The 25,616-nt window shown below is 67.8% G+C and carries 21 protein-coding genes; 11 read left to right on the forward strand and 10 right to left on the reverse strand.

Going from position 1 to position 25,616, the window contains the following annotated elements; translation table 11 throughout:
* Positions 1–55 precede the first annotated feature (55 nt).
* Positions 56–409, forward strand: coding sequence for a copper-sensing transcriptional repressor RicR (gene ricR / locus ACWW1C_RS01015; protein ID WP_455981701.1), 354 nt, complete (start codon positions 56–58; stop codon positions 407–409).
* Positions 410–484: 75 nt separating this feature from the next.
* Here ricR and ACWW1C_RS01020 read toward each other — a convergent pair whose 3' ends face one another.
* Positions 485–784 carry an MTH1187 family thiamine-binding protein gene (locus tag ACWW1C_RS01020; protein WP_455981702.1) on the reverse strand — a complete coding sequence of 100 codons (300 nt, stop codon included), beginning with the start codon at positions 782–784 and terminating at the stop codon, positions 485–487.
* Positions 785–1,006: 222 nt separating this feature from the next.
* Between ACWW1C_RS01020 and ACWW1C_RS01025 the strand changes: the two genes are divergently transcribed.
* Positions 1,007–2,065, forward strand: a complete 1,059-nt coding sequence (locus ACWW1C_RS01025) for a L,D-transpeptidase (protein WP_455981703.1) — start codon at positions 1,007–1,009, stop codon at positions 2,063–2,065.
* Positions 2,066–2,312: 247 nt separating this feature from the next.
* Here ACWW1C_RS01025 and ACWW1C_RS01030 read toward each other — a convergent pair whose 3' ends face one another.
* The gene (locus tag ACWW1C_RS01030; RefSeq protein WP_455981704.1) at positions 2,313–4,286 is read right to left on the reverse strand and encodes a M13 family metallopeptidase; all 1,974 of its coding nucleotides are present in this window, start codon (positions 4,284–4,286) and stop codon (positions 2,313–2,315) included.
* Between the two features lie 59 nt (positions 4,287–4,345).
* Between ACWW1C_RS01030 and ACWW1C_RS01035 the strand changes: the two genes are divergently transcribed.
* Both ACWW1C_RS01035 and ACWW1C_RS01040 read left to right on the forward strand, forming a co-directional pair.
* On the forward strand, positions 4,346–5,002 hold the full coding sequence (locus tag ACWW1C_RS01035; RefSeq protein WP_455981705.1) for a hypothetical protein: 657 nt from the start codon (positions 4,346–4,348) through the stop codon (positions 5,000–5,002).
* On the forward strand, positions 4,999–5,688 hold the full coding sequence (locus ACWW1C_RS01040; protein WP_455981706.1) for a hypothetical protein: 690 nt from the start codon (positions 4,999–5,001) through the stop codon (positions 5,686–5,688). The genes ACWW1C_RS01035 and ACWW1C_RS01040 overlap by 4 nt, the downstream gene beginning before the upstream one ends.
* Before the next feature lie 18 nt (positions 5,689–5,706).
* On the opposite strand, the gene ACWW1C_RS01045 is transcribed toward ACWW1C_RS01040, so the two are convergent.
* Both ACWW1C_RS01045 and ACWW1C_RS01050 read right to left on the reverse strand, forming a co-directional pair.
* Positions 5,707–6,246 (reverse strand): helix-turn-helix domain-containing protein, encoded by a 540-nt coding sequence (locus tag ACWW1C_RS01045; protein WP_455981707.1) that lies wholly within the window; start codon positions 6,244–6,246, stop codon positions 5,707–5,709.
* Complete coding sequence (locus ACWW1C_RS01050) at positions 6,243–9,170, reverse strand: MMPL family transporter (protein WP_455984494.1); 2,928 nt, start codon at positions 9,168–9,170, stop codon at positions 6,243–6,245. Before ACWW1C_RS01050 ends, ACWW1C_RS01045 begins: the two co-directional genes overlap by 4 nt.
* Before the next feature lie 398 nt (positions 9,171–9,568).
* Between ACWW1C_RS01050 and ACWW1C_RS01055 the strand changes: the two genes are divergently transcribed.
* Positions 9,569–10,114, forward strand: a complete 546-nt coding sequence (locus ACWW1C_RS01055) for a hemophore (protein WP_455981708.1) — start codon at positions 9,569–9,571, stop codon at positions 10,112–10,114.
* Positions 10,115–10,213: 99 nt separating this feature from the next.
* On the forward strand, positions 10,214–10,585 hold the full coding sequence (locus ACWW1C_RS01060) for a heme-binding protein (protein WP_455981709.1): 372 nt from the start codon (positions 10,214–10,216) through the stop codon (positions 10,583–10,585).
* Between the two features lie 52 nt (positions 10,586–10,637).
* Here the strand turns inward: ACWW1C_RS01060 and ACWW1C_RS01065 are convergent, their stop codons facing one another.
* The 3 genes from ACWW1C_RS01065 to ACWW1C_RS01075 are packed head-to-tail and all read right to left on the reverse strand — an operon-like array spanning position 10,638 to position 13,339.
* Positions 10,638–11,009, reverse strand: a complete 372-nt coding sequence (locus tag ACWW1C_RS01065) for a DUF3054 domain-containing protein (RefSeq protein ID WP_455981710.1) — start codon at positions 11,007–11,009, stop codon at positions 10,638–10,640.
* Positions 10,999–12,216, reverse strand: coding sequence for a M23 family metallopeptidase (locus ACWW1C_RS01070; RefSeq protein WP_455981711.1), 1,218 nt, complete (start codon positions 12,214–12,216; stop codon positions 10,999–11,001). Before ACWW1C_RS01070 ends, ACWW1C_RS01065 begins: the two co-directional genes overlap by 11 nt.
* On the reverse strand, positions 12,203–13,339 hold the full coding sequence (locus tag ACWW1C_RS01075) for a lysylphosphatidylglycerol synthase transmembrane domain-containing protein (RefSeq protein ID WP_455984495.1): 1,137 nt from the start codon (positions 13,337–13,339) through the stop codon (positions 12,203–12,205). The genes ACWW1C_RS01070 and ACWW1C_RS01075 overlap by 14 nt, the downstream gene beginning before the upstream one ends.
* Before the next feature lie 149 nt (positions 13,340–13,488).
* Here ACWW1C_RS01075 and ACWW1C_RS01080 point away from each other — a divergent pair, with 149 nt between their 5' ends.
* Positions 13,489–14,661 carry an AI-2E family transporter gene (locus ACWW1C_RS01080; protein ID WP_455981712.1) on the forward strand — a complete coding sequence of 391 codons (1,173 nt, stop codon included), beginning with the start codon at positions 13,489–13,491 and terminating at the stop codon, positions 14,659–14,661.
* Here ACWW1C_RS01080 and ACWW1C_RS01085 read toward each other — a convergent pair.
* The 3 genes from ACWW1C_RS01085 to trmB all read right to left on the reverse strand — a co-directional run bounded on the left by ACWW1C_RS01085 (position 14,621) and on the right by trmB (position 19,235).
* Positions 14,621–17,608: an MMPL family transporter gene (locus ACWW1C_RS01085; RefSeq protein WP_455981713.1), complete on the reverse strand. Its 2,988-nt coding sequence runs from the start codon at positions 17,606–17,608 to the stop codon at positions 14,621–14,623. The two genes, ACWW1C_RS01080 and ACWW1C_RS01085, sit on opposite strands and share 41 nt — an antisense overlap.
* Positions 17,609–17,693: 85 nt before the next feature.
* Positions 17,694–18,374, reverse strand: a complete 681-nt coding sequence (locus ACWW1C_RS01090) for an NYN domain-containing protein (protein ID WP_455984496.1) — start codon at positions 18,372–18,374, stop codon at positions 17,694–17,696.
* 42 nt (positions 18,375–18,416) lie between these two features.
* The gene (gene trmB, locus ACWW1C_RS01095) at positions 18,417–19,235 is read right to left on the reverse strand and encodes a tRNA (guanosine(46)-N7)-methyltransferase TrmB (protein ID WP_455981714.1); all 819 of its coding nucleotides are present in this window, start codon (positions 19,233–19,235) and stop codon (positions 18,417–18,419) included.
* A 207-nt stretch (positions 19,236–19,442) separates the two neighbouring features.
* Between trmB and ACWW1C_RS01100 the strand changes: the two genes are divergently transcribed.
* From ACWW1C_RS01100 to fadD4, 4 genes are all read left to right on the forward strand, one after another.
* Positions 19,443–20,372 (forward strand): hypothetical protein, encoded by a 930-nt coding sequence (locus ACWW1C_RS01100; RefSeq protein ID WP_455981715.1) that lies wholly within the window; start codon positions 19,443–19,445, stop codon positions 20,370–20,372.
* Positions 20,373–20,589: 217 nt separating this feature from the next.
* On the forward strand, positions 20,590–22,419 hold the full coding sequence (locus ACWW1C_RS01105) for a phosphoenolpyruvate carboxykinase (GTP) (protein ID WP_455981716.1): 1,830 nt from the start codon (positions 20,590–20,592) through the stop codon (positions 22,417–22,419).
* Positions 22,420–22,759: 340 nt separating this feature from the next.
* Entirely contained in the window at positions 22,760–24,043 is a 1,284-nt protein-coding gene (locus ACWW1C_RS01110; RefSeq protein WP_455981717.1) for a sodium:proton exchanger, read from the forward strand.
* A 45-nt stretch (positions 24,044–24,088) separates the two neighbouring features.
* A complete protein-coding gene (gene fadD4 / locus ACWW1C_RS01115; RefSeq protein ID WP_455981718.1) occupies positions 24,089–25,615 on the forward strand; it encodes a fatty-acid--CoA ligase FadD4 in 1,527 nt (508 codons plus the stop codon).
* The last annotated feature ends 1 nt before the right edge of the window (position 25,616 follow it).

Below are 25,616 nucleotides of genomic sequence, written 5' to 3' on the forward strand. Positions count from 1 at the left end.
TTGGTCGCCAAAATCCTTTTCAATACCCCTAAGGGGTATGCGGTACGCTGGGGTTATGACGGCAGACGAGTCGGGGGCCACCGGCGGCCATACTGGGGCCTCACACGGCGATGCGCCGCAAGAAGCCCAACACGGCTATTCGTCCAACAAGGACAACTACGCCAAGCGGCTGCGGCGCGTCGAGGGACAGGTCCGCGGCATCGCCAAGATGATCGACGAGGACAAGTACTGCATCGACGTGTTGACGCAGATCAGCGCGGTCAACAGCGCACTGCAATCGGTCGCGCTGGCGTTGCTCGACGAGCACCTGGGTCATTGCGTGAGCCATGCCGTGGCGGTCGGCGGCGACGAGGCCGAGCAGAAGCTGGCCGAGGCCTCCGCGGCGATCGCGCGGCTGGTGCGGTCCTGAATCAATCGACCCTGAGCTGAGGGCGCACTTGTGCGAGAACGCCGCGCCCTCACTGCAGCGTCAACGGAGTAGGGGTTACGCGCCGAGTTCGTCCTCGATGCGCTGGACCTTCGCGGTGAGCTGGCCGGTGTAGCCCGGACGGATATCGGACTTGAGGACCAGACTGACCCGTGGGGACACCGCCGCCACCGCTTCCACGGCCCGTTTGACCACGGCCATGACCTCGTCCCACTCGCCCTCGATGTTCGTGAACATCGCATTGGTCTCGTTGGGCAGGCCCGACTCTCGCACCACCCGCACGGCCGCTGCGACGGCTGCACCGACACCGCCGGACTCGTCACCACCCATCGGGCTGACGCTGAAGGCAACAATCACAGGTTCGATTGTGCGCGGATCCCGCGGGTACCGACAGCCGTCGAGGCGTTTCCGGAGCGTCCAGCGCCGCCGGCGGGAGTAACGCGCGACATATCTGCGCCGATCAACTGTGCAGTTCAACGCCCTTCGATGGGGCTGAAAACGCGGTGCGAGGGCCTTTCGCGGCAGGGGCCGCCCAGCGCGCTATGAGAGACTGGAGGCGTTGTGAACTGGAGGTGGCGGATGCCGCAGTGGAAGAAGAGCAAGCTACTGACCGCGGTCGTGGCGGCCGGACTGGTCGCCGGAATGACCGTCGCGACCCCGTCGGCACTGGCCGACCCGGACGCGCCGGACCCAGGTGTGGCAGCTGCGCCGATCGATCCCGGGCTGCCCGTCGAGGCCCCGCTGCCGCCGCCGATCCCGCCGGCCGGTGACCCTGTCCCCGCGCCCGCCCCGGTCATTCCCGGCGCCCCGATTCCCGGCATCGCGGAGCCCATCCCGGCAGGCACCCCGGCCGGACAGAACCCCACCCCGTTCGTCGGGCAGCCGCCGTTCAACCCGCCGACCTTCAACCCGGTCAACGGGTCCATGGTGGGCGTGGCCAAGCCGATCTACATCAACTTCCCGCGGCCCATCGCCAACAAGCAGATGGCGCAGGACGCGGTGCACATCTCGTCGAACCCGCCGGTGCCCGGCATGTTCTATTGGGTGACCGACAGCCAGCTGCGCTGGCGGCCCATCGCCTTCTGGCCGGCGAACACCGTCGTCAACATCGACGCCGCGGGCACCAAGTCCAGCTTCCGGACCGGCGACTCGCTGGTCGCCACCGCGGACAACGCGACGCACCAGATGACCATCAGCCGCAACGGCGTGGTCGAGAAAACCTTCCCGATGTCGATGGGCAAGGCTGGGGACGAGACCAAGAACGGCACCTACTACGTGCTGGAGAAGTTCGCGGAGGTGGTGATGGACTCGTCGACCTATGGCGTTCCCGTCGACTCTCCGCAGGGCTACAAGCTGAAGGTGCAGAACGCCGTCCGCATCGACAACAGTGGCGCGTTCGTGCACAGCGCGCCGTGGTCGGTGGCCGATCAGGGCAAGCGCAACGTGAGCCACGGCTGCATCAACCTGTCGCCCGACAACGCGAAGTGGTTCTATGACCAGTTCGGTAGCGGCGACCCGATCGTCGTGAAGAACTCGGTCGGTCTCTACAACTACTCCGACGGTGCCGGCGACTGGCAGTGGGGCATGCAGACCCCGGCCGCCGCACCCGCGACGTCCGGTACCTCCGGGACTCGGTAACCCGCGAGCAGGCGTAAACCCCCAATTTCCTTCGGAAATTGGGGGTTTCGCGTGTCGGGGCGCTCCTCTGTCGCCGGCTCAGTGTTGAGCCTGCGGTCAGGGCGCGGGCTACTCGAACGTTCTCACCGTGGCCGCAAGATCAATCCCAGCCGGTCATTGATTCTGCGCTCACGGTCGCCGCCACTGGGGTTTTCTCGCCCTCCCGCAGAATCGACTGACTCTGCGCTCAAACCCGCCCGGCGGACCGCTAGTTCCAGATGCGCACGCGCTCAGCGGGATCGAGGTACAGCTCGTCGGACGTGGTGACGTCGAACGCCTCGTAGAACGAGTCGATGTTCCGGATCACGCCGTTGCAGCGGAACTCCGGCGGCGAGTGCGGGTCGACGGCCAGGCGCCGAATGGCTTCGGCGTCACGGGATTTGGTGCGCCACACCTGTGCCCAGCCGAAGTAGACGCGCTGGATGCCGGTGAGCCCGTCGATGACGGGGGCCTCCTCGCCTCCGAGTGAGAGCTCGTAGGCCAGCAGGGCGATGGACAGTCCGCCCAGGTCGCCGATGTTCTCGCCGACGGTGAAGGCGCCGTTCACGTGGTGGCCCGACTCCAGTGCCCGGGGCGTGAACGCCTCGTACTGTTCGATCAACGCCTTTGTCCGCAAACCGAATTCGGCGCGGTCGGCGTCGGTCCACCAGTCGACGAGGTTACCGTCGCCGTCGTACTTGGCGCCCTGGTCGTCGAAGCCGTGCCCGATCTCGTGCCCGATCACCGCGCCGATGCCGCCGTAGTTGGCGGCGTCGTCGGCCTCGGCGTCGAAGAACGGCGGCTGCAGAATGGCTGCGGGGAAGACGATCTCGTTCATCCCCGGGTTGTAGTAGGCGTTCACCGTCTGCGGCGTCATGAACCATTCGTCGCGGTCCACCTCGCTGCCCAGCTTGGCCAACTCCCGGTCGTGCTCGACAGCCTGCCCGCGCAGGTAGTTGCCGTACAGGTCGGCGGCGTCGATCACCAGCGCCGAGTAGTCGCGCCAGCGCGCCGGATAGCCGATCTTCGGGGTGAACTTGTCCAGCTTGGCCAGCGCGCGCTGCCGGGTCTCGGGCGTCATCCACTCCAGATTGGTGATGCTGACGCGGTAGGCCTCGCGCAGGTTGGCCACCAGCTCATCCATCCGGGCCTTGTGCGCGGGCGGGAAATGCCGGTCCACGTACAGCTTTCCGACGGCGTCGCCCATCAGGCCCTCGACCAGGCCGACGCCGCGCTTCCAGCGGTCCCGGATCTCCTCGGTGCCCGACAGGGTGCGGCCGTAGAAGTCGAAGTTCTCCGCCACCACGTCGTCGGTCAGGATCGGGGCGCGGCCGCTGATCAGACGCCAGCTCAGCCACGCCTTCCAGTCCTCGAGCGGTTCGGAAGCCCACAGGGCCGCGAACGCGACAAGGAAATCTGGTTGCCGCACAACGACTTCGGCGACCACATCGGTGGACGAACCCACGGTCGTCAGCCAGCCGTTCCAGTCGAAACCCGGCGCTTCGTCGGTGAGGTCGGCAAAGCGGCGCAGGTTGTAGCTCAGGTCTGCGTCGCGGCGCTTGACCACATCCCAGTGCGCCGCAGCCAGTTTGGTCTCCAGCGCGACGATCCGGGCGGCGGTGTCGGCTTGGTCGCCCCCGACGACGAGGCTCAGCATCCGCGCGATGTGCTGCGGGTAGGCGGCCAGCACGGCGGCGTGTGCCGGCTCGCGGTAGTAGGACTCGTCGGGCAGGCCCAAGCCGGACTGGGTGAAGTGCAGCAGGTACCGCGTCGAGTCCTTGGAGTCGGTGTCGATGTAGGCGCCGGCACCACCGCCGACGCCGGTGCGCTGCAGCGCACCGAGGACCGCGGCGAGAGCGTCCGCGTCGGCGGCGTCGGCGACCAGAGCCAGCTCGGCCAGCAGCGGCGCGAGACCGACGGCAGCGACCCGCTCGGTGTCCATGAAGCTCGCGTACAGGTCGCCGATGCGCTGAGCGTCGGTGCCCACCGGGCCCGAGGCCGTCGTGATGAGATCGCGCACCTGCTCTTCGGCGCGGTCGGCCAGCAGCCGGAAAGCGCCGTCGGTGGCCCGGTCGGCCGGGATGTCGTAGTCGGTGAGCCAGCGGCCGTTGACGTGACCGAACAGGTCGTCCTGTGGACGGGCGTCGGCGTCGAGGTAGCTCAGGTCGATACCGGATCGGGGAGAGGTAGCTTCGAGAGTCACCTGGCCATCCTGCCATCGCCGCTGCAGTGGCGGCGGGCGCTGCGGGTAGCCTCACGCCCATGCCCGACGAGCGCAGCGAAGACTCCGCCGAAAAAGACGCAGCGAAAGACGCCGTGGCCGGTGACGCCGAGCCCGCCGGCAAGGCCGCTGCGCCGAGTGCTCAGACTGATCGAATCTTCAGCCCCTACGGCGTCGCCTCGGCGGTGCTGGGCGCGGTCGCGGTGGTCGCGGTGGTCCTGGCGACCTGGGTTTACCTGGGCCACCGGGCCGACGACAAGGAACGCGCGCATGAGGCGCAGGCGATGAAGGCCGCCGCGGAGTGGTCCAGCCTGCTCATCAACATGACGAAGGACAACGTCGCCGTCAACGTGCCGAAGCTGCACGAGGGCACCGTCGGCCAGCTCAATGCCGATTTCGACGCCACCGTCGCGCCGTTCACCCAGCTGGTGCAGAAGCTGCAGAGCCAGACCAGCGGGCAGATCGAGTCCGTCGCGCTGGAAACGCTGCATCACATACCGCCCGGCGAACAGGGCAAACCGCAGGTCCAGCCGGAGCTCGCCGCGATTTCCTCGGATACGACGACCGTGCTGGTGATCGCGACGTCCGTGAGCCAGAACGCCGGGGCCAAGCCGCAGACCGTGCGCTGGCGGCTGCGCCTCGGGGTGGCCGATGTCGGCGGCAAGATGCTGATTTCGCGATTGGAGACGCTGCGATGAGGAACGCGTGGCGGGTACTGGTCTTCGACGTGCTGGCGCCGCTCGCGGTGCTGGCGAGCCTCGTATACATCGGGCTGGCGTTGGAGCGGCCGCTGTGGTGGGTCGTGGTGGGCACGATCGTCGGGCTGCTGGTGCTGCAGGCGTCGGTGGTCAACTTCGTGCTGTTCCGCCGGGACGGCGTGACCATGGGCACCGACGACGACGCCCCGAAGTTGCGGCTTGCGGTCGCCGGGCTGACGGCGGTTGCCGTGGCCGCGGCCGCCATCGTGGGCTACACGAAGTGGACGGTGCCGGATCGAGCCACGAGCGCCGACATGTCCACGGTGGTCGGCATCGCCAGCAGCGTCGCAGAGGCATCGGCGACCTTCACCCCCGGCGCGCCGAACGTGTCGATCGACCGGGCCACATCGTTGATGGCGCCGCAGCGCGCCGAGGCCTACCGCAACGAGTTCAATGCGGTCGCCAAGGATCTCACCAGCCGGGGGGTGGCCGGTCAGGCCAGCACCATCTCGGCAGGCATCGAGACCATCGGACCGAATTTCGCCAGCGTCGCGGTGGTCATGCGGGCCACGCAGAACACCCCGAACAAGCCGGCACAGGCGACGGTGCTGGGACTGCGGGTCACGCTGACCAAGCAGGACGGACGTTGGCTGGTCATGGACGTGACGCCGATCGCGTCGCGGTAGCGCGGTGGGAAGGCCCGCTCAGGAGCGGGCGGAACGCATCCGGGCGAAGCGGTCCGAGAGCCGCCGCATGCGCACCAGCAGCGCGGCCGACGGGCTGGTGGTCCCGGCCGTGTAGGTCGAAAGCTCTTGTGTGCCAACGCCGATGCGGGACGCGAACTCGGTCTCGCTGAGACCGGAGCGTTCCATCAACAGCCGGATCTGGCGGGCCACCTCGGCGCACTCGTTGGCCTCGAGCTGGGTACGGGCGCGGCCGAGCACCTCGGACAGCGCCTTGGAGATGCCGTACGGGTTGGTCGTCGCCAGGATCTCTTCGACCTGCCGGGCGGTGCGGCCGAACGGGTCGCGCTTGATGGCGACGACGATGCGCTGCCAGACCGCCAGGTCGTCGTTCTCCAGTGCGGCGCGGATGGCCGACGTCGACCAGAACTCCACGGGCTTCTCGCCGGGGGCCTGCGCCGGGAACGCGACGGTGGGTGCCCCGTTGGGGCCGGGTGCGGCGGAGTCACCGGGATCGTCGGCACCAGAAGGGGTGTCCCTCACTTCGGATGTCAACGTCACCTCGCCTCCTCCAACATGGCCACCGCCACCGCCAGACAACGCTGTTTGACGTCGGGCCAATCTGCCGTTTCCTGGTCGTCGAACGGGTGCGGGTCGGCCAACCTGCGGACCAACTGGGTGGCCACCCACTGGTTCTTCGACCGTTCTCCACAGTAATACCCGTCAATTCCGGCTAGAACCGCGGCCGCGGTCCGGATGTCCATACAGGACACCAGGTCGACGAAGTCGGCGTAGTCCTGGACGCTGTTGCGGGACATGATCAGGTAGCACTTGAGCCGCAGCGTTTCGGCGCCCGTCGGGATGTCCAGCCGGTCGCCGGTGGGCAGCAGGACCGTCGTGGTCTCCACGGGACTGCGGCGCTCGATGGCGGGCCCGTCGGTGTCGCTGAGGGACAGGGCGTCGAGGGCGACCGACAGCCGTCCACCCCACATGGTGACGGGGTGCACGTCGGGGTTGTCCGACGCCGCCCGGGAATGGCCGTGTGCGCGCCGGCGCAGCAGCGCCAGCCCGGTGCGGGATCCGTCATTGCGAGCGGGTGCGGCCGCGATCCGCCGCGGCACCGCCCGTGGCACGTACTGCTGCTCGCCGGTGTCGCTGGCACCGCAGCCGCTGAACGCCAGCGGATCGGGGACGGTAACGGTCTGCGCGGCAAGGTTTTTCAGCTTGGCGGCGGACTTGACGACGCTGCGCAGCTCGGCGCCGGAGGGGCCCAGTGCGGAGATGTCGTCGGGGATGATGACCAGGCTGCCGGTATCGGTGGTGGGCAGCGGCTTGTCGAAATCGACCGACGGCAGCAGCCGGTCCAGCCACTTGGGCAACCACCAGTTCCACCGGTCGAACATCGCCATCAGCGCGGGCACCAGGACCAGTCGCACCACCGTCGCGTCGACCGCGATGGCGACAGCGCAGGCCACCCCCATCTGGGCCACCAGCGGCATGCCGGCGAAGGCGAACCCGATGAACACGGCGATCATGATCAGCGCGGCGCTGGTGATCGTGCGGGCGCTGGTGCTGACGCCGTAGGCGACGGCATCGCGCGTGTTGCCGGTCTGCAGGAAGCGTTCGCGGATGCGCGTCAACAGGAAGATCTCGTAGTCCATGGACAGGCCGAACGTCATCGCCAGTACCAGCGGCGGAATGGTGCTGTCCAGCGACTCCAGGGGTTTGAACCCGAGCGCCTGGAACCAGCCCCACTCGAAGACGATCACCAGGCTGCCGTAGGCCGCGGCCACCGACAGCACCGTCATCAGGACGCCCTTGAGCGCCAGCACGACCGAGCGGATCGAGATCAGCAGCATCACGAAGGCGATCAGCGACACGAACACGAACACGAGGACTTCGGTGTTCGCGACGCGATGGTCGAAGTCCATGATCAGCGCCGTCGGTCCGCCCACCGCGATGGCGACGTTGGGGCCGGTGACAGGCGGCAGATGCTGCCGCAGCCAGGTGATGGAGTCACGCGCGACGAGGTCTTCGGGGTCAACCGAGAGCACGACCGAGAACAGGGCGCTGCGGTTGTCATTGCTGAACACCGGCGGCGCGACCTGCGCCACGTCCGGCGCCTGCGTCATCGTTTGGTGCAGCGCGTCGAGCGTCGCGGTGTTCTGCGGGTCGGACGCCGTCGCCTCGGGGAACGTCGCCAGTACCCGGATCGGGCCGAGCGCTCCCGGGCCCAGCGCTTCCGCCGCCGCTGCCACGCCGCTGCGGATTTCGTGGGTCGGCGCGAACTGGCGCAACATGCTGTTGCCCAGTTGCATGCCGAACGACGGCGCCGCCAGGGCGACCAGGAAGACGGTGGCCAGCAGCGCCGACAGCCACGGGCACCGCATGGTGCGTTCGGTCCACTGGGTCCAGAACGGTGACTGCGTGGCGTCCGGGCGGCGGGAGACGTGCAGCCACGACGAGCGCTTGGCGACCCGCTTGCCGAACGTGGCCAGCACCGCCGGAATCAAGGTGGTCGACGTCAGCACCGCGACCGCGACGGCCAGGATGGCGCCGGTGGCCATCGACGACAGCACCGGCGTGCCGATCAGGTAGATACCCGTGATCGACGCGATCACGGTCAACCCGGACAGCAGCACCGCCAGGCCGGACGTCGCCATCGACGCGTCGACGGCCTGTTCCGGGTCGCGGCCGGCGCGAAGCTCCTCGCGGAAGCGCATGAGGATGAACAGCGAATAGTCGACGGCCAGCGCGATGCCGAACATCGACAGCGTCGTTGTCACGAAGACGCTCATCGTGACCCAGATGGACAGGAGGTAGACCACCCCCATCGTCACGATCACCGTGCAGACGCCGAGCAGCATCGGCATCGCCGCGGCGGCGAGGGAGCCGAATACCGCCAGCAGCACGATCAGGACGATCGGCAGGTTCCACTTCTCGGCCTCGGCGACGTCGTGCTTGGTCGTCTCGCTGGCGGCCGCACCGAGTGCGCCCTGCCCGATGACGTACAGCCGGACCTTGCCGTCGGCGGTCTGGCCGGGCTTGCCGCCCTCGATGCCGACCTCCTTGCGCAGCTTCTTGGCGATGTCGACGGCGCCGCTGTTGTTGAAGTCGAGCCGCAGGGTTACGACGTAGGGCTTGCCGGCTTGCGGCTCGGCCTGCGTGGGGTCGGGGACGACCTTGACGTTGGAGACGCCGGCCGCGATGCGTTTCAGCTCGTCGACAGCGGCGGTCATGTCTTCTTGTGACGCATTGGCGTTCGGGGCCGCGACCAAGGCCAGCGGCGAGGCGCCCTCGTCGGGGAAGTGGTCCTCGAGCTCGTACTGGACGTGCAGGGACTGGGAGCCGGCGACGTCGAACCCGCCGCCGCTGAGGTTGCTGGACTGGGTCGCCGCGAGATACAGAGACGGCACCATGAGCAGCAGCCAGGTGGCGAAAACCGCCCAGCGCCAACGCCGAAGCAGACCGCTCAGCCGCATCATCAACTGCTGGATGGCGAACCCTCTTCCTGCGGTCGTTCCGGTTGCCACCGGAGTCTTTTGATCGGCGTTGCGTGTCGCCGACCCTACCCCAGTATGGGGTAGGGTGACCGGCCCGCGAGCGGCGTTGAGCCGCCTGACGGGAACCTTGATCCAACTGCAACCGGGCGGCTCGCGGCCCCGTCGGCGCGGGTTCGCGGGTGGTGGGCGTCGCCGGGAACCATGCGGTGACCTGGATGTTTGCTGTGTGGATTGGTCAGCGGCCCGGCGGCGATGGCAAGATGGCGGGAGCCGAATCCCGGATGCGGTCCGGCGCATGTTCAGCGCCAGCCCGGGAAATCAGTGTTTGCCGAGTGTTTACACGGCCGTTGTTGGCCCGTAAACCCGTGAGGAGATTTGCCATGAAGACGACCAGTGCGACGGTTCGCCGCGGGCTCGCCGGGATGTTCGCTGTAACTGCACTCGGCGGTGTGATGGTCACGTCGTTCGGGGCCCCGTCGGCCGGTGCGGGCCAGGATCCGTGTGCCGCCAGCCAGGTCGCCAAGACGATCGGCATGGTGGCCACCTCGACCGGCACCTACCTCGATGCGCATCCCACCGCGAACCAGACGCTGACGACCATTTCGCAGCAGCAGCCAGGCCCGCAGTCGTTGGCAGCGCTGAAGACCTATTTCGATGCCAACCCGCAGGAGGGCGCCGCGCTGCAGAACCTGCAGGCGCCGCTGGTGACGCTGTCTTCGCAGTGCAAGCTGCCGTTGACGCTGCCGCAGCTCATGGGTCTGATGCAGTCGGTGCCGCAGGGCGGCGGGCTGCCGGCCACGTTGCCCGCGATGCCGAGCGTGCCCGGCGCCGTGCCGTTCACACCGACCCTGCCCGGCGTGACGACGGCGACGGGTTCCATCCCCGCGGCTCAGGCCGTGTCGGCGGCGCAACCCGCCGGGCGCTAGCAACGGCAGGCGGTTATCAGCTCTTCTGCTTATCTTTGAGGGGCCGGTAGCCCCGTCGGGGTTCCGCTACCGGAGCTCTCGACGAAGGGGTTTGACCACATGATGCTCACCGCACTGGCCAAGCGACGCGCTGTCGCCGGCTTCATCGGCGCCGGCGCGGTCGCCGGCAGCATGTTGTTCGGCGCCGTCCCGTCGGCCCTCGCCGACGACGTGCCGCCCAACTGCTCCGCGGCGGACCTGGCCGGCGTCAAGTCGGGTGTCGAGGCGTCGACCTCGGCCTACCTGTTCACCCACCCGGATGTGAACGACTTCTTCTCCAGCCTCCGGGGCCTGTCGAGGGACCAGGCGCACGCCAAGGTCAAGCAGTACCTGGCCGCGAACCCGCAGACCAAGGCCGAACTGCAGGGCATCCGGCAGCCGCTCAAGGATATCCGCGACCGCTGCGGTGTTCCTGGCCCAGCCGGCCGCTAGTCAGGGATTTGTGCACGAAAATCCGCGGGTAGCGCGGATTTTCGTGCACAGATCACTTCAGAAATCGAGCGACGCCGCGCCAGCCGAGCAGCAGGATGGCCGTGACGGTCGAGGCGACGATCACGAAGCTGACCGCGACACCCTGTGCCGACGCCTTGCGCAGCAGCATGCCGATGACGACGGTGCTGACCCAGACCGCCAAGCCGGTCGGGTTCAGCGCCGTCGGGCGGCGCCAGCCCCGCGACAAGGCCCAGCCCGCGACGGTCCCGGTCAGGAACGGCCAACTCGTCTGCGCCACACCGGCCAGGGTGATGCCCTCGGCGTGGCTGCGGCGGCCGATGGTGCAGAAGATCACCACGCATACCACGTCGGCGAGGAAAGCCAGTGCGGCGCTGCGGGTTCCGGTGGCCTGCTCAGTTGTCATAGGTCATCACGTCCAGATTCAGTGGGCTGACATTGTCTTCGTCGCGGGCGGTGAAGCCGGGCGCCGGCTGGGCGGGTCTGCCGGCTTCGAGTGCGTCGACGGCCGCCATATCGGCCAGGCGGCCGGTGAGCTTGAATGACCGGAAGACGAACGGCAGGCCGTCCGCGCGCAGCGGGTCAGCTGTGCTCATCACGTGGAAATGTAGATGCGGCGCGGTCGAATTGCCGGAATTGCCGACGTTTCCCAGTACCTGTCCGGTGCTCAGCCGGTCACCTGGCTTGACCTTGACGCTGCCGGTTTTCAGGTGCGCGTAGAACGCGAAGTTTCCGTTCCCGATGTCTTGGACGACGTGATTGCCGCCGTATTGCGCCAGCGTGAGTCCCGTCGGGTCGACGCCCGGCACCTGTTCGGGCAGGCCCTCGAGGACCGCCACCACCGGGCCGTCGGCCACCGCGTGCACGTCGGAGCCGAAGTAGCGATAGCTGTCCGTCTTCGCGCGGTCCCCGGTGAACAGCTGGCCGTCGGCTTGCAACTGTTCGTAGTCGATGGCGAACCGCTCTGCACCCCAGAGCTTTCCGTCGATCGGGTTGAGCGCCATCCGGTGCGGTGTCATGTCGCAGCAGCTGTTGGCGTCGACCCAGCCCGGGCCGCGCAGTGGCGGTTCGATGACGACGGGCTTGCGGCCGGACACCGTCACCGGGGCGACGGTCTCGGTCACCACCGGCGGCACGAGCGGCGGCATGGGCTTGGGGACCTTGACCACCACTCGGTGCGAAAGCTGCTGGGGCACCGCACTTCCCGGCTCCAGGCTGACGTCAAGCCACACGATCGACCGCTGGCCGGGACCCAGATCGTCGGTGCTGATCCGGGTGCCCATGGTCCGCGTCCAGTAGACGAGGCCGGCGCCGGACAGTTGCAGCAGTGGCCCCGCCGGCCCCATGACCGCGATCGAGGCGACCGTCACGGGTTCGGGTGAGGTGTTGGTGAGTAGCAGCTCGTATGCGAGATGTACCCGGCCGTCGGTGGCCGGAACCGGAACGGGCTCTGCCACCACATCGGCCAGGACCGGGGTGACCATCGGCTCGGCGGCGCCGGCGGAAGTCGTTGGGGAAGAAGAGGACTGAACCGATTTGGGTACGGTCGTACATGAAGTCAGTGCGGTGGCGAGCAACACCACCGCCGCCGCCAGCCGGCTACCCCGTGTCATGCGACGGCTCAGGACTCTCGGGCCGGGGACCCGGTTCGGTGCGAGGGGTTTCGGCCGCGTCCGGATCGAAATCCTTCTCGGTGCGGAAGAGGAAGAAGAACACCACCCAGCCGATTGCCGAGATGAAGATCCAGCTGACCAGGCGATAGATCAGCATGGTCGAGATGGCGGCTGCGAGCGTCATGCCGCTGGACACCAGGCCGGGCACGAGCACCGCCTCGACCACCAGCAGCCCACCGGGCATCAGGGGAATCGCCCCCACGGCGCGCGCCGCGGCGTACGCGACCGTCAGGCCCGCCAGCGACGGGTGGCCGCCGGTGGCGTAGGCCGCGCAGGCCAGGCATGCGACATCGGCGACCCAGTTGAAGAACGACCAACTGAACGCGATGGTCAAGGTCCGGCGGCTCAGGCTCACCGACTCCAGCTGGCTGAGGGTGCGGCGCCAGCCGTCCAGTCCGGTGTCGGTGGGCTTGCCGCGCAGCGAGTTGAACCATGACAGCAGCCGCACGCCGATGCCGTCGATCTGCTGGGGATTGGCCGCCACGGTCTGGGCCAGCAGCAGCAGCGCCACGAAACCGCCGATCGTGAAGATCAGCGACAAGGGGTTCTTGCTCGCGCCGAGCAGTACCGCGCCACCCAGCCCGAGCAGGGCGAGCCCGACCACCTGCAGAGCTCCGGACATCACCAGCTGCCACGACGCCACCAGCGGCGAGGCACCCCACAACCGCTGCTGCCGGTAGACAAAGGTGGCCGAGAGCACCGGGCCACCCGGCAGCGTGGTGGACAGTGCGTTGCCGGCATAGAACGCGGCTTCGGACCGCCACTGCTTGACTTCGACGCCGGCCGAGCGGAGCAGGGTGCGCTGAATCTGCGCGAAGCTGTGCATCGACGCCAGGGCCGCGAAGGCCGCCGCCGCGACCCACCACCACGTCGCCGACAGCAGGCTGCGCCACGCCTTGGCCAGCTGCTCCCACACCATCACGACCTCGATGGTCAGCACGGCGACGGCGATTCCGATGAGCACCCACCGCAGCCACCAGTACTTGCCGCGCACCCGACCCGGTTGCGCGCGGGCATCATCGCGACGGCAAGCCGTCCACAGCCAACGACGGCGAGCCGTCATTCGGCCTGGCACAGCCTCGTTCGACACCCGCCTAGCGTATCCGGCGTGTCGCGTGCGGCACGCCGTGTGCGGGCGCTTTGCGCAACACCCCTCGGTACGACACTCGCTACGACCCCGTGGCGTCATCGGTCGGCGCTACGCTGGCGCCCATGTCGCATGCCCGTGAAGCGGTAGATCCGGTGGTACGCAAGGCCGCAGCCTGGTCATGGCGCCTGTTGGCGATCTTCGGTGCGGTGCTCGCCGTGCTGTGGGTGGTCATCAAGCTCGAGGTCATCGTGGTGCCGGTGCTGCTGGCCACTCTGGCGACCGCGTTCCTGCTGCCCGCCGTCGACCTGTTGACCCGGCGCGGACTACCGCGCGGCGCAGCCGTCGCGGTGATGCTGCTGAGCTCCGTCGTGGTGATGGGCGGCATCCTGACGTTCGTCGTCTCCCAGTTCATCGACGGCGCCCCGGCGCTCGTCGAGCAGGTCACCAGGAGCATCGATGGCGCTCGCAGATGGTTGACCGAAGGCCCGATCCTGCATCTGAGCAGCGAGCAGATCAACAGCGTGGGCCAGACCGCCATCGATGCCCTGAAGAACAATCAGTCCAAGCTCACCAGCGGGGTCTTCTCCACTGCGGGCGCGCTGACCGAGATCATCACCGGCCTGCTGCTGGTCCTGTTCACCCTGATCTTCCTGCTGCACGGGGGCCGGGACATCTACGCGTTCGTCACCCGGATCGTGCCGGCCTCGGTGCGGGAACGGGTGCGGGACGCCGGCCGGGCCGGCTTCGGCTCGCTGATCGGGTACGTCCGGGCGACCTTCGTGGTGGCACTCGTCGACGCGGTCGGCATCGGCACCGGGTTGGCGATCATGGGCGTGCCGTTGGCGCTCCCGTTGGCATCGCTGGTGTTCCTCGGCGCGTTCGTCCCGCTGGTCGGTGCCGTGCTCACCGGTTTCGTGGCCGTGGTGGTGGCGCTGATCGCCAAGGGCTGGATCTACGCACTCATCGCGCTGGGCCTGATCATCGCCGTGCAGCAGCTGGAGGCCCACGTGCTGCAGCCGATCGTGATGGGCCGCGCGGTGTCGGTCCACCCGCTCGCCGTCGTGCTGGCGATCGCCGGTGGCGGTGTGATGGCCGGCGTCATCGGCGCGCTGATTGCCGTGCCGATCGTCGCGTTCCTCAACAGCGCCATCCGCGTGCTGGTCGCCAGCGACCCGGATGCCGAACAGGCAGAACTGCTCGCCGAGGCCGGCGCCGTGGCCACTGAGACGGTGTCACCAGGGGCCACGCCGCCTGCTACAGACGGCCCTCCCGGCGCAGCAGATCCTGCGCACTGACCCCGCCGCCGGTACCACGACGCTGGGTTTCGGCGGTATCGATCTTCTCGGTGGCGTCCGGGGCATCGCCCGGCTGAGCGCGGAATGCGGTGGTCGGCTCGTTGCCCTCGCCAGGAGCGTCTGACGGGCTCTGGATCTGCGGCCCGGAGGCGCTGATGTTGCCCCGCAGCTGGCCGAGCCACGACTCGATCTCCCGGTTGCCGGAGGCGCCCTGGCCCGATTCGGCGGGCCGGCCCGCGCCCGGCGCGCGGAACGCGGTGGTGGCGGGCTCGGAGGTCGGACCGAAGGCGGTGGTCGCCGGGTCACCGATCGCAGTGGTCGGGGGCGTCGGGTCCCCGTTCTGCGGGGTGACGGCGCGCGTCACATTCGAAACCACGTTGCGGAAGGCGCCCTTGGCGGCGCTGAACCGCGTGGTCGCGGGCTCCGCAGATTGGGCCGACGGAGCCGACGGCGGCGCGGGCGGGACCTGCGGAGCCGGCGGCTGTGCGGGAGCGCTCGGCATCCGGTTGGTCGGCGCCTGGCTCGGCGGCTGCGGCTGACCGGGGACGATGCGGGCCGGCATGGCCCGCTGGCCGGCGGCCGGATGCGTGGGATCGTGCGGCGGACGGGCCGGCGCACCGGACCCGACCAGCGCGCGCGGGTCCTCGGCTTCGCGGACCGTCGGGCGCTTGCGCTCGTCGGGCAGCTCGGTCTCGCCGAGCCCCAGCTTCTGCTGGACGCGCTTCATCCACAGCGGCGCCCACCAGCAGTCGTCGCCGAGCAGCTTCATGACGGCCGGCACCAGGAACATCCGGATGACGGTGGCGTCGAGCAGCAGCGCCATCAGCAGACCGAATGCCAGGTACTTCATCATCACCAGGTCGGAGAACGCGAACGCGCCGACGACGACAGCCAGCACCAGCGCCGCACCGGTGATCAGGCGGCCGGTCGTGGCGGTACCGATCCGGATGGCCTCGGCGGTGGACATGCCGCGCTCGCGGGCCTCCACCATGCGGGACACCAGGAAGACCTCGTAGTCGGTCGACAGACCCCAGATCACCGCGATGATCAGGCCGATCATCGGGGCCATCAGTGGCTGGGCGGTGTAGTTCATCAGCCCCGAGCCGTGCCCGTTCTCGACGAACATCCAGGTCAGGATGCCCATTGTCGACCCGAGGGTCAGGGCACTCATCAGGGCTGCCTTGATGGGCAGCACCAGCGAGCCGAACGCCAGGAACATCAGCACGGTCGTGGTGACCACCAGGATCACCACCATCAGCGGCAGCTTCTCGAACAGGGTGCTGATGCTGTCCTGCTCGAGCGCGGGGGTACCGCCGACCATGACCGTGACACCGTGCGGTTCCTGCAGGGTGCGCAATTCGTCGATCTTCTGGGCGGCGTCACCGCTGTTGATGAGACCGTTGGACAGCACGCGGACAGCCGGGTCCTTGGTGCCGCCCTCCTGATAGGTCCGCTCGGCCCACATCTTGGACTTGTCGTTGTCGTCCGGCGTCACGAACCCGCTGACGGTTCCGGCATTGGCCCGCACCTGGGCGATCTGTTGATCGGAGACGGGCTGGCCGTTGTCGCTCTTGATCACCAGCGTCAGCGCATTGGTGCGGAACCCGGGGAAGATCTTGTCGAACTCTTCCTGGGCCACGCGAACCGAGTTGTCCGGCGGCAGGTACTTCTCGCTCATACCGGCGAGGGCCAGCTGTCCCAGCGGGATGACCAGCAGGATCATGCCGATGGTGATGGGCACGGCGAATGCCAGCGGCCGTTTCATCACGACGTTGACCAACTTGCCCCAGAAGCCCTTCTCGACTTCTTCGCGGGTCTTGGTCTTCTGCGTCTTCTCGGCGAACCAGTCGATGATTCGGCGGGAGAACGGCCAGTTGGCCAGGAACGGCACCTTCAGCAGGGTGCGCACCCCCAGCGCGTCGACGTTGGTGCCGAGGATGCCCAGTACCGCGGGCAGCACGGTGTTCGACAGGAAGGCGGCCAACAGGACCGACGCGATGATCGCGTAGGTGATGGACCGCAGGAAGCCCAGTGGGATCAGCAGCAGGGGCAGCGAGGACGCGACGATGATCACGGCGGAGAACGCCACGGTCCGGCCCGAGGTCATGACGGATCTTCGTACCGCGGCCTCGACGTCGTAGCCCTCGGCGAGCTCTTCTCGGAACCGGCTCACGATGAACAGGCCGTAGTCGATGGCGATACCGAAACCCATCATGGTCACGACGGGCTGAGCGAAGAAGTGCACCGGGCCGAATTCGGCGGTGAACCGCAGGATGCCGAGCGCGCCGCCGATGGTCAGGCCGCCGATGATCGCGGGCAGCGCAGCGGCGACCGCGCCGCCGAACACGAAGAACAGCACGACCGCGACGAGCGGCACGATGGCGAGCTCGGCGCGCTTCTGGTCGGTGCCGATGGTGCCGGTCAGTTCGCTCGCGAGCGGTTCCAGGCCGGCCAGCTTGATGTTGCCGCCGTTGACCTTGTACAGGTCCGGGGCGACGGCCTGATAGTTCTTCAGGATCGCGTCGTCGTTGTCGCCCTTGAGCGGGACGGTGATGAAGGTGTGCCGCAGGTCCTGCGTCGTCATCTTCTTCAGACCGTCGCTGGGGGCCTTCAACCAGCCGACCCAGGCGACGACCTTGTCCTTGTGGTCGTTGACGAAGGTGTCCAGCTCGGCGCTGACCTTCTTCTGCCAGGCCGGGTCGGTGATCTTCTTGTCGTCGGGCGGCGTCAGAATGGCCACCACGAGGCTGGTCCGGTCGCGGCCGTAGACCTCGTCACCGAGCACCGAAGCGGCGACGGACTCGCTGCCTTCGTTGTAGAAGCCACTCTGGGTGACATGCTCGCCGAGGCTGGACCCGTATACGGCGCCACCAAGGCACAGTGCGACCATGACACCGATCACTATGTATCGGAATCGGTACACCGTTCGACCCCACCAGGCGAACACGTCAGCTCCTCACGATTATCTGCATAAAGTCCTGCTCAAAGTGATTGCCATTTTTGGCCAGCGCACACGTCATCTGTAGTTTTTCCTAAACGCGCGAGCTCAGCAGCGCGGACAACGGCCGGAAGGGCTGCAGCCACGCGCCCTGATCAGGCAGCGAATCCAGGCCGATTCGCGGCAGCGGCTCCCGGAAGACGCCAGGGATGTCTTCCAGGTCGACGAAGTCCAAGGTATCCGACGCTAACGCCCAACTGGCATGTTCGCGAAATCCGACGACGGTCGCGGGAGTGCCGTCGTGGGCGATTTCTTCGAGCGGTTGCCGGAACGCCTGGCCGTCGGCCGAGGCCACATAAATGCCGGCCAGCCCCTCGCTGCGGCGCAGCGCGATGTGGGCCAGCATGTCGCTGTCGACGTCGCTGCCCTCATCGATCTTGGGCTTGGCGAATACCGCGAAACCGACGTTGCGCAGCGCCTCCACCCACGGCCGCACGACGTCGGCGCTACCCGGGGCGATGTTGGTGAACACGGTCGCCTCGGGCTCCAGCGATACGGGAGCCTGGTCGGGCCGCCGGCCGTTGGCGATCTCGTTGGTGCGGGCCAGCAGCCAGCGGCCCAGCGCATCGAACCGGGGCCGGTGAGCGGCCGTCGGCCGGCCGCCGAGGATCGACCCGAGGCCCATGTCCAGGTTCGGCGCGTCCCAGACCAGCAGCACCCGGTGCGGCCGGGGCCCTGGCGGCGGGGTCGGCGCGAAGGGCTTGGGCTGGGGAATGGCCTGCGGAATCGCCTGCGGGAAGGCCTCAGTGGTCGTCACCTAGAGCTTCTCCCAGATGAGCTCGGTGATCGGGCTGCCCATCCGCATGCCCCGGGCCTCGTATTTGGTCGTCGGCCGCTGTACCGAGATCGGCAGGTCGGCGTCGACCGAGGTGCGCTTCAGCGTCGGCTCGGCGTCGCCCACCTCGGCGATCTGCACGGCGTAGTCGGCGTGGTCGGTGGCCGCGTGCAGGATGCCGCCGGGCTTGAGGCGGCTCGAGATCAGCGCCACGGTCTCGGCCTGCAACAGGCGGCGCTTGTGGTGCCGGGCCTTGGGCCAGGGATCGGGGAAGAACACGCGCACCGCGGTCAGGGTGCCCGGCGCGATCATGTGTTCCAGCACGTCGACGCCGTCACCGCGGACGAATCTCACATTCGTCAGGCCCGCCCGGTCGACGCCGCCGAGCAGTTGAGCCATGCCCTTGCGGTAGACCTCGACCGCGATGACGTCGAGGTGCGGTTCCTCCTGCGCCATGGCCAGCGTCGAGATGCCGGTGCCGCTGCCGATCTCCAACACGACCGGTGCGGTGCGGCCGAACCAGTCGGCGGTATCGATCAGCGGGGCCGGCTCACCGTCGTCGGAGCGGGCGACTTTGCCCAGCTCAGGCCACCGTCGGTCCCACGTGCTCTGCTGCTTGGTGGACAGGCTCGACCGGCGGGACCGGAAGCTGGTGACGCGCCGGTGCTGGTGTGCGGGGGCGTCGGTGGTTTGTCGCGGCGGCGTGGCGGTGGGTTCGGCCGCCGGGGCGCCGGCCGACGAGGCGGCGTCGACTTCCCCCGTCGCTTCGCTCGCCCCGGTGTCCTCGCGCTGGGCATACATTCATCCATCGTCTCTCATCAGGCTGTGAGAGCCCGCATCGTGGTGCAGATTGATACCCAACAGTTGCCTGGACACAGTGGGTTGAAACTGGCGTCGGCCGCACCCGCGCGGAGGTGCGACGATGGCATCCGGGGGTAGGTGGTGTCAGGGGATATCTGGCAGCGGTTCACGGCTGCTCTGGGGGGGCTGACGGACGAGGTTCCGGCGGTGGCGCACGTCGTCGCGGGACCCGATGCCGGCGACGCCGCGGGCCGCTATCGGGCCATCTGTACGGTTTTGAGTGAAATGTCCTGGGCGGCAAGTGAATTGGACGACGACCGCGTTCGGCGGTGGTTGGCCTCGGATGCGACGGCGGCACTGCTCACCGTCGCGGCGACGGCAGCGCTGGAAGCCGACGGACTGACCGTCGACCGCGGCATGGACTCCGACGCCCATCTGCGCCGAGCCGTGCACTGGCGCCGCCATGGCCGCCGTGCCACCGACGACCTGCACCGGCGCTGTGCCGCGGAGCTCAGCCGCGGTTCATTGCGGCTGCTCGCGGGGTCCGGCGCCCGGCCGGAGACGTCTCGATTGGAACTGCAGCGCATCAGGCTGGAACTGGTCCGCGATGCCCGCGCGCGGTACGGCGACCTGCGTGCCGAGCTGCTCAGGCGGGTGCCGTCCGGCCGGGTCGCGGCCGAGGATTTCGAAGCCGACGCCTGCGAGCGGCTGGCCGAGGTCGCCGACGGGATTCGTGACGCGACGGCGATCGCGCTGGGCGTCGCCGGGTCCACCGACCGGTGGCCGCTTCCCGCGGTGAGCGGTCCGGTGCTCGCCCAGCGTCCCGACGAGCTGTGGTTGGGCATCGTGCTGGGCACGGGATTCGGCTCGGGCGCGGCATTGGGGCTGGCCAGGGTGGCGACGGGGCTGGCAGGCGTGCCCGACGCGATCGGCGGGGTGCTGGCATTGGCTCTCGGTCTGGCGTTGACCGTGGCGGTCATCGGCGGCCGCGCGCGGCTGCATCGCCGGGCGGTGCTGGACCGCTGGGTGGGGACGGCCGTCGCGGCGGCACGGCAGGCGACCGAAGAGGAACTGTCGTATCGGTTACTGGAGGCCCAGGCGGCGACGGCGTCTGCACATCACAAAACGAAAAATTGAGCGATTTCGGAATTGTGCCGAGCGAGGCCGTCGCGCTACTGACCGGTAACCGTGTGCCGGTCGCCCCGAATCGCGGTACCAGCGGATACGGGACCGGTGATAAAGCTTTCTGAATCGGTCTTGTGAGAGATCGGACAGCCGCCCGATTGTCCACTTGTATGTCACTCACGTTAACCTCTAAAGAGGTATAGCTGCGATTTGCGAGCAGGAGAATTTGATGACCTCAGCGACCATTCCCGGTCTCGACGCCGCTCCCACTACTCACGCCGGGCTGCTTGCCTGGGTTCGTGAGGTTGCGGAGCTGACTCAGCCCGACCGGGTCATGTTCGCCGATGGCTCGGCAGAGGAGTACGACCGCCTCGCCGCCCACCTCGTCGAGGCCGGCACCTTCCAGAAGCTGAACCCAGAGAAGCAGCCGAATTCCTATCTGGCACTGTCGGATCCGTCCGACGTCGCCCGTGTCGAGTCGCGCACCTTCATCTGCTCGGAGCGCGAAGAGGACGCCGGTCCCACCAACAACTGGATGGACCCGGCCGAGATGCGCGGCATCATGACGGACCTCTACCGCGGCTGCATGCGCGGCCGCACCATGTGGGTCGTGCCCTTCTGCATGGGCCCGCTGGACGCCGAGGACCCCAAGCTCGGTGTCGAGATCACCGACTCGGAGTACGTCGTCGTCTCGATGCGCACCATGACCCGCATGGGGGCGGCGGCGCTGGCCAAGATCGGCGATGACGGCTTCTTCGTCAAGGCACTGCACTCCATCGGTGCGCCGCTCGAGCCCGGCCAGGCAGACGTCCCGTGGCCCTGCAACGAGACCAAATACATCACCCACTTCCCCGAGACCCGCGAGATCATGAGCTACGGCTCGGGCTACGGCGGCAACGCCCTGCTGGGTAAGAAGTGCTACTCGCTGCGGATCGCCTCGGCCATGGCCCACGACGAGGGCTGGCTCGCCGAGCACATGCTGATCCTGAAGCTGATCTCCCCGGAGAACAAGGCGTACTACATCGCCGCGGCGTTCCCGTCGGCGTGCGGTAAGACCAACCTCGCGATGCTGCAGCCCACCATCCCGGGCTGGCGCGCCGAGACCGTCGGCGACGACATCGCCTGGATGCGCTTCGGCAAGGACGGCCAGCTCTACGCCGTCAACCCCGAGTTCGGCTTCTTCGGCGTCGCGCCGGGCACCAACTGGTCGTCGAACCCGAACGCCATGAAGACCATCGCCGCCGGCAACACCGTCTTCACCAACGTCGCCAAGACCGACGACGGTGACGTCTGGTGGGAGGGCCTCGAAGGCGAGCCGGAGCACCTCATCGACTGGAAGGGCCAGGACTGGATCCTGCGGGAGACGGAGACCAAGGCGGCGCACCCGAACTCGCGCTACTGCACCCCGATCTCGCAGTGCCCGTCGGTCGCCCCCGAGTGGGATGACCCGCAGGGTGTGCCGATCTCGGCGATCCTGTTCGGCGGCCGCCGTAAGACCACGGTGCCGCTGATCACGCAGGCCCGCGACTGGCAGCACGGTGTGTTCATCGGCGCGACCCTGGGCTCCGAGCAGACCGCCGCCGCCGAAGGCAAGGTCGGCACCGTGCGCCGCGACCCGATGGCCATGCTGCCGTTCCTCGGTTACCACGTCGGTGACTACTTCCAGCACTGGATCAACATCGGCAAGAACGCCGACGAGTCGAAGATGCCGAAGATCTTCTTCGTCAACTGGTTCCGCCGTGGCGACGACGGCCGCTTCCTGTGGCCGGGCTTCGGCGAGAACAGCCGCGTGCTGAAGTGGGCCATCGAGCGCATCGAGCACCAGGCCGAGGGCAAGAGCACCCCGATCGGCATTGTTCCCACTGCGGCCGACCTCGACCTGGCCGGTCTGGACGTGGACGCAGCCGACGTCGACGAGGCGCTGGCCGTGCGTGTCGACGAGTGGCGCAACGAGCTGCCGCTGATCGAGGAGTGGTTCGAGTTCGTCGGCGAGAAGCTGCCGACGGGCATCAAGGACGAGTTCGACGCCCTCAAGCACCGCTTGGCTGAAGAGGGCTGATCCTTCCGGCGTAAACACACAACCCCCGTCTCCTCGGAGATCGGGGGTTGTGTGTATTTGGGGGCGGTCTCCGCAATCCAGGGAAGAATCCGGCGAGAGAAGTACGTCGCGTCAATCATCAGACGCGCGCAGGTGCCGTGGCTGAACTCAGGTACTCGGTGCTCGCTGTACGTCCGCCGGCTCCCCGCCACGCCCCGTCATGGTTAGCCATAAAATCAAGTTAGGGTTACCGAACTTGAAATATTCACGACGCTGACCAGCAAATTCAGCGCAACAAGCCGGGGTAATTCGTAGCAACGCTAAGTTGCTGGCGCGGTTTCTGATGGCTATGGTCAGCGACGTGACCAGCATCCGATCAGCCGGCCCGACCACGCGTCGGCCGCTTGTGCGATCCCTGCTGCTGGCCGCTGCGTTCGTTCTCCCGGCAGTGGTGCTGCGCCTCACTGGGGTGCATCCGAACCCGGTCGTCTCGCTGCTGGCCTTCGGGGCAGCCGTCGTCGCTGCCAGCTTCGTGCTGGCCTGGGCGGCCGAAGCGGCGCAGGTCGACGTGTCCGGTGGCCTCGCCATCGCCGTCCTGGCGCTGATCGCGGTGCTGCCCGAGTACGCCGTCGACCTCTACTACGCCTACGTGGCCGGCCACCACGCCGAGTACGTGCAATACGCCGCCGCCAACATGACCGGCTCCAACCGGCTGCTCATGGGGATCGGCTGGCCGGTGGTGGTGATCGTCGGCCTCTACGTCGCGCGGAAGATGTCGGCCGACAAGAGCAGCAAATCGATGCTCGCGCTGGACCCCGGCAATCGGGTCGAGCTGGGCTTCCTGCTGATCGCCGGAATCGTGGCCTTCGTCATCCCGACGACCGGCCGCATCCACCTGGTGCTCGGCGTGGCAATGCTGGCCTGGTTCGGCTTCTACCTGTACAAACTCACCCGCGGCGAGCCGGAAGAACCCGAGCTCGTCGGTACCGCCGCGGCCATCGGTGCGTTGCCGGACCGGGCCCGCCGGATCACCGTCGTGACGCTGTTCGTGGCGTCGGGCGCCGTCATCCTGATGTGCGCGGAGCCGTTCGCGAACAGTCTGATCAACGCCGGTACCGAGCTCGGCGTCGATCGCTTCCTGCTGGTGCAGTGGCTGGCGCCGCTGGCCTCGGAAGCGCCGGAATTCATCATCGCGACCATCTTCGCCGCGCGGGGCAAGAGCACGGCGGCGATCGCCACCCTCATCTCGTCCAAGGTCAACCAGTGGACGCTGCTGATGGGCTCGCTGCCGATCGCGTACCTGGCCGGCGGCGGCGGAACCGAATTGGTTCTCGACGGCCGGCAGATCGAGGAAGTGCTGCTGACCGCTACCCAGACATTGATGGGCGTCGCGCTGATCCTGTCGCTGCGGTTCCACCGGGCGACGGCGTGGCTGCTGTTGGCGCTGTTCGCGGTGCAGTTCCCGATCACCTCGACGACCGGACGGCTGGTGCTGTGCGGCGTCTACGGTGCGCTGACGGTCGTGGGTCTGATCATCAACCGCCGTCATGTGGCCGCGACGCTGCGGGCGCCGTTCGGCGGGGGCGACGATGACGGGGACGCCGTGAGGTTTGACGGCCGGGAGTTGTCGGTAGTAAGCCGGTAGGCTGCCACTTGACAGGTGTCAAGTTACTTGTCGTAGAGTGCCGTCATGCAGATTCGCCAGCATGTGGGCAATGGAAAACCGGCCGTCATCTTGCACCCGTCGGGCACCGTCGTGACGTTCGACGAACTGGAGGCCCGGGCCAACCGGCTCGCGCACCACTTCCGGGCCAACGGGCTGGTCGAGGGCGACGTCGTTGCCATCCTGATGGAGAACAACGAGCACATGCACGCCGCGATGTGGGGGGCGCGGCGCAGTGGCCTGTACTACGTGCCGATCAACATCCACCTGACGGCGGCCGAAGCCGCGTACATCATCGAGAACAGCGGAGCCACCGCGGTGATCGGCTCGGCGGCGCTCAGCGACACCTGCGCGGGCCTGGCCGAGCACCTTACGGCTGGACTGCCCAAGCTGCTCATGATCGCCGACGGTGAGCTGCCGGGTTGGGACCGCTACCCGGAATGCGTTGCGGCCCATCCTGATACGCCGATCGACGACGAGATCGAAGGTGACCTGCTGCAGTACTCGTCGGGTACGACGGGCCGTCCGAAGGGCATCAAGCGGGAGCTGACGCACCTGCCGCCGGCCGAGGTGCCGGGCCTGATGAAGATGCTGATGAGCTTCTGGCTGCCCAAGGACGCCGTCTACCTGAGCCCGGCGCCGCTGTACCACACCGCGCCGTCGGTGTGGTCGATGCAGATTCAGGCCGAGGGCGTCACCACGGTGGTGTTGGAGAAGTTCGACGCCGAGGGCTGTCTGGACGCCATCGCGCGCTACGGCGTCACGCACGGCCAGTTCGTGCCGGTGATGTTCACCCGGATGCTGAAACTGCCTCAATCCGTGCGGGATTCGTATGACCTGTCGTCGCTCAAGCGGGTCATGCACGCGGCAGCGCCGTGTCCGGTGGAGATCAAGAAGCAGATGATCGACTGGTGGGGACCCATCGTCGACGAGTACTACGCTTCCTCGGAGGCCATCGGCTCGACGTTGATCACCGCGGAGGACTGGCTGACGCATCCCGGGTCGGTCGGCAAGCCGATGCTGGGCGTCCTGCACATCCTCGACGAGGAGGGCAACGAGCAGCCGCAGGGTGTGCCCGGCGAAATCTACTTCGAGGGCGGCAACACTTTCGAGTACCTGGACGACGCCGAAAAGACCGCGGCCTCAAGGGATGAGCACGGCTGGGCCACTGTCGGCGATATCGGTTACCTCGACGAGGACGGCTACCTCTACCTCACCGACCGGCGACACCACATGATCATCAGCGGCGGCGTGAACATCTACCCGCAGGAAGCGGAGAACGTCCTCGTCACGCATCCCAAGGTGATGGACGCCGCGGTGTTCGGCATCCCCGACGCCGAGATGGGCCAGAGCGTGAAAGCGGTTGTGCAGACGGTAGATCCGGCTGACGGCACCCCGGATTTCGGTGGTGAACTGCTGGCCTGGCTGCGGGATCGGTTGACGCACTACAAGTGCCCGCGGTCCATCTCGTTCGAGGAGCAGTTGCCGCGGACCGACACGGGCAAGCTGTACAAGCAGTCGCTGATCGAGAAGTACTCGGCTGCCACTGTCTGAC

This window comes from Mycobacterium sp. HM-7, assembly GCF_053852335.1.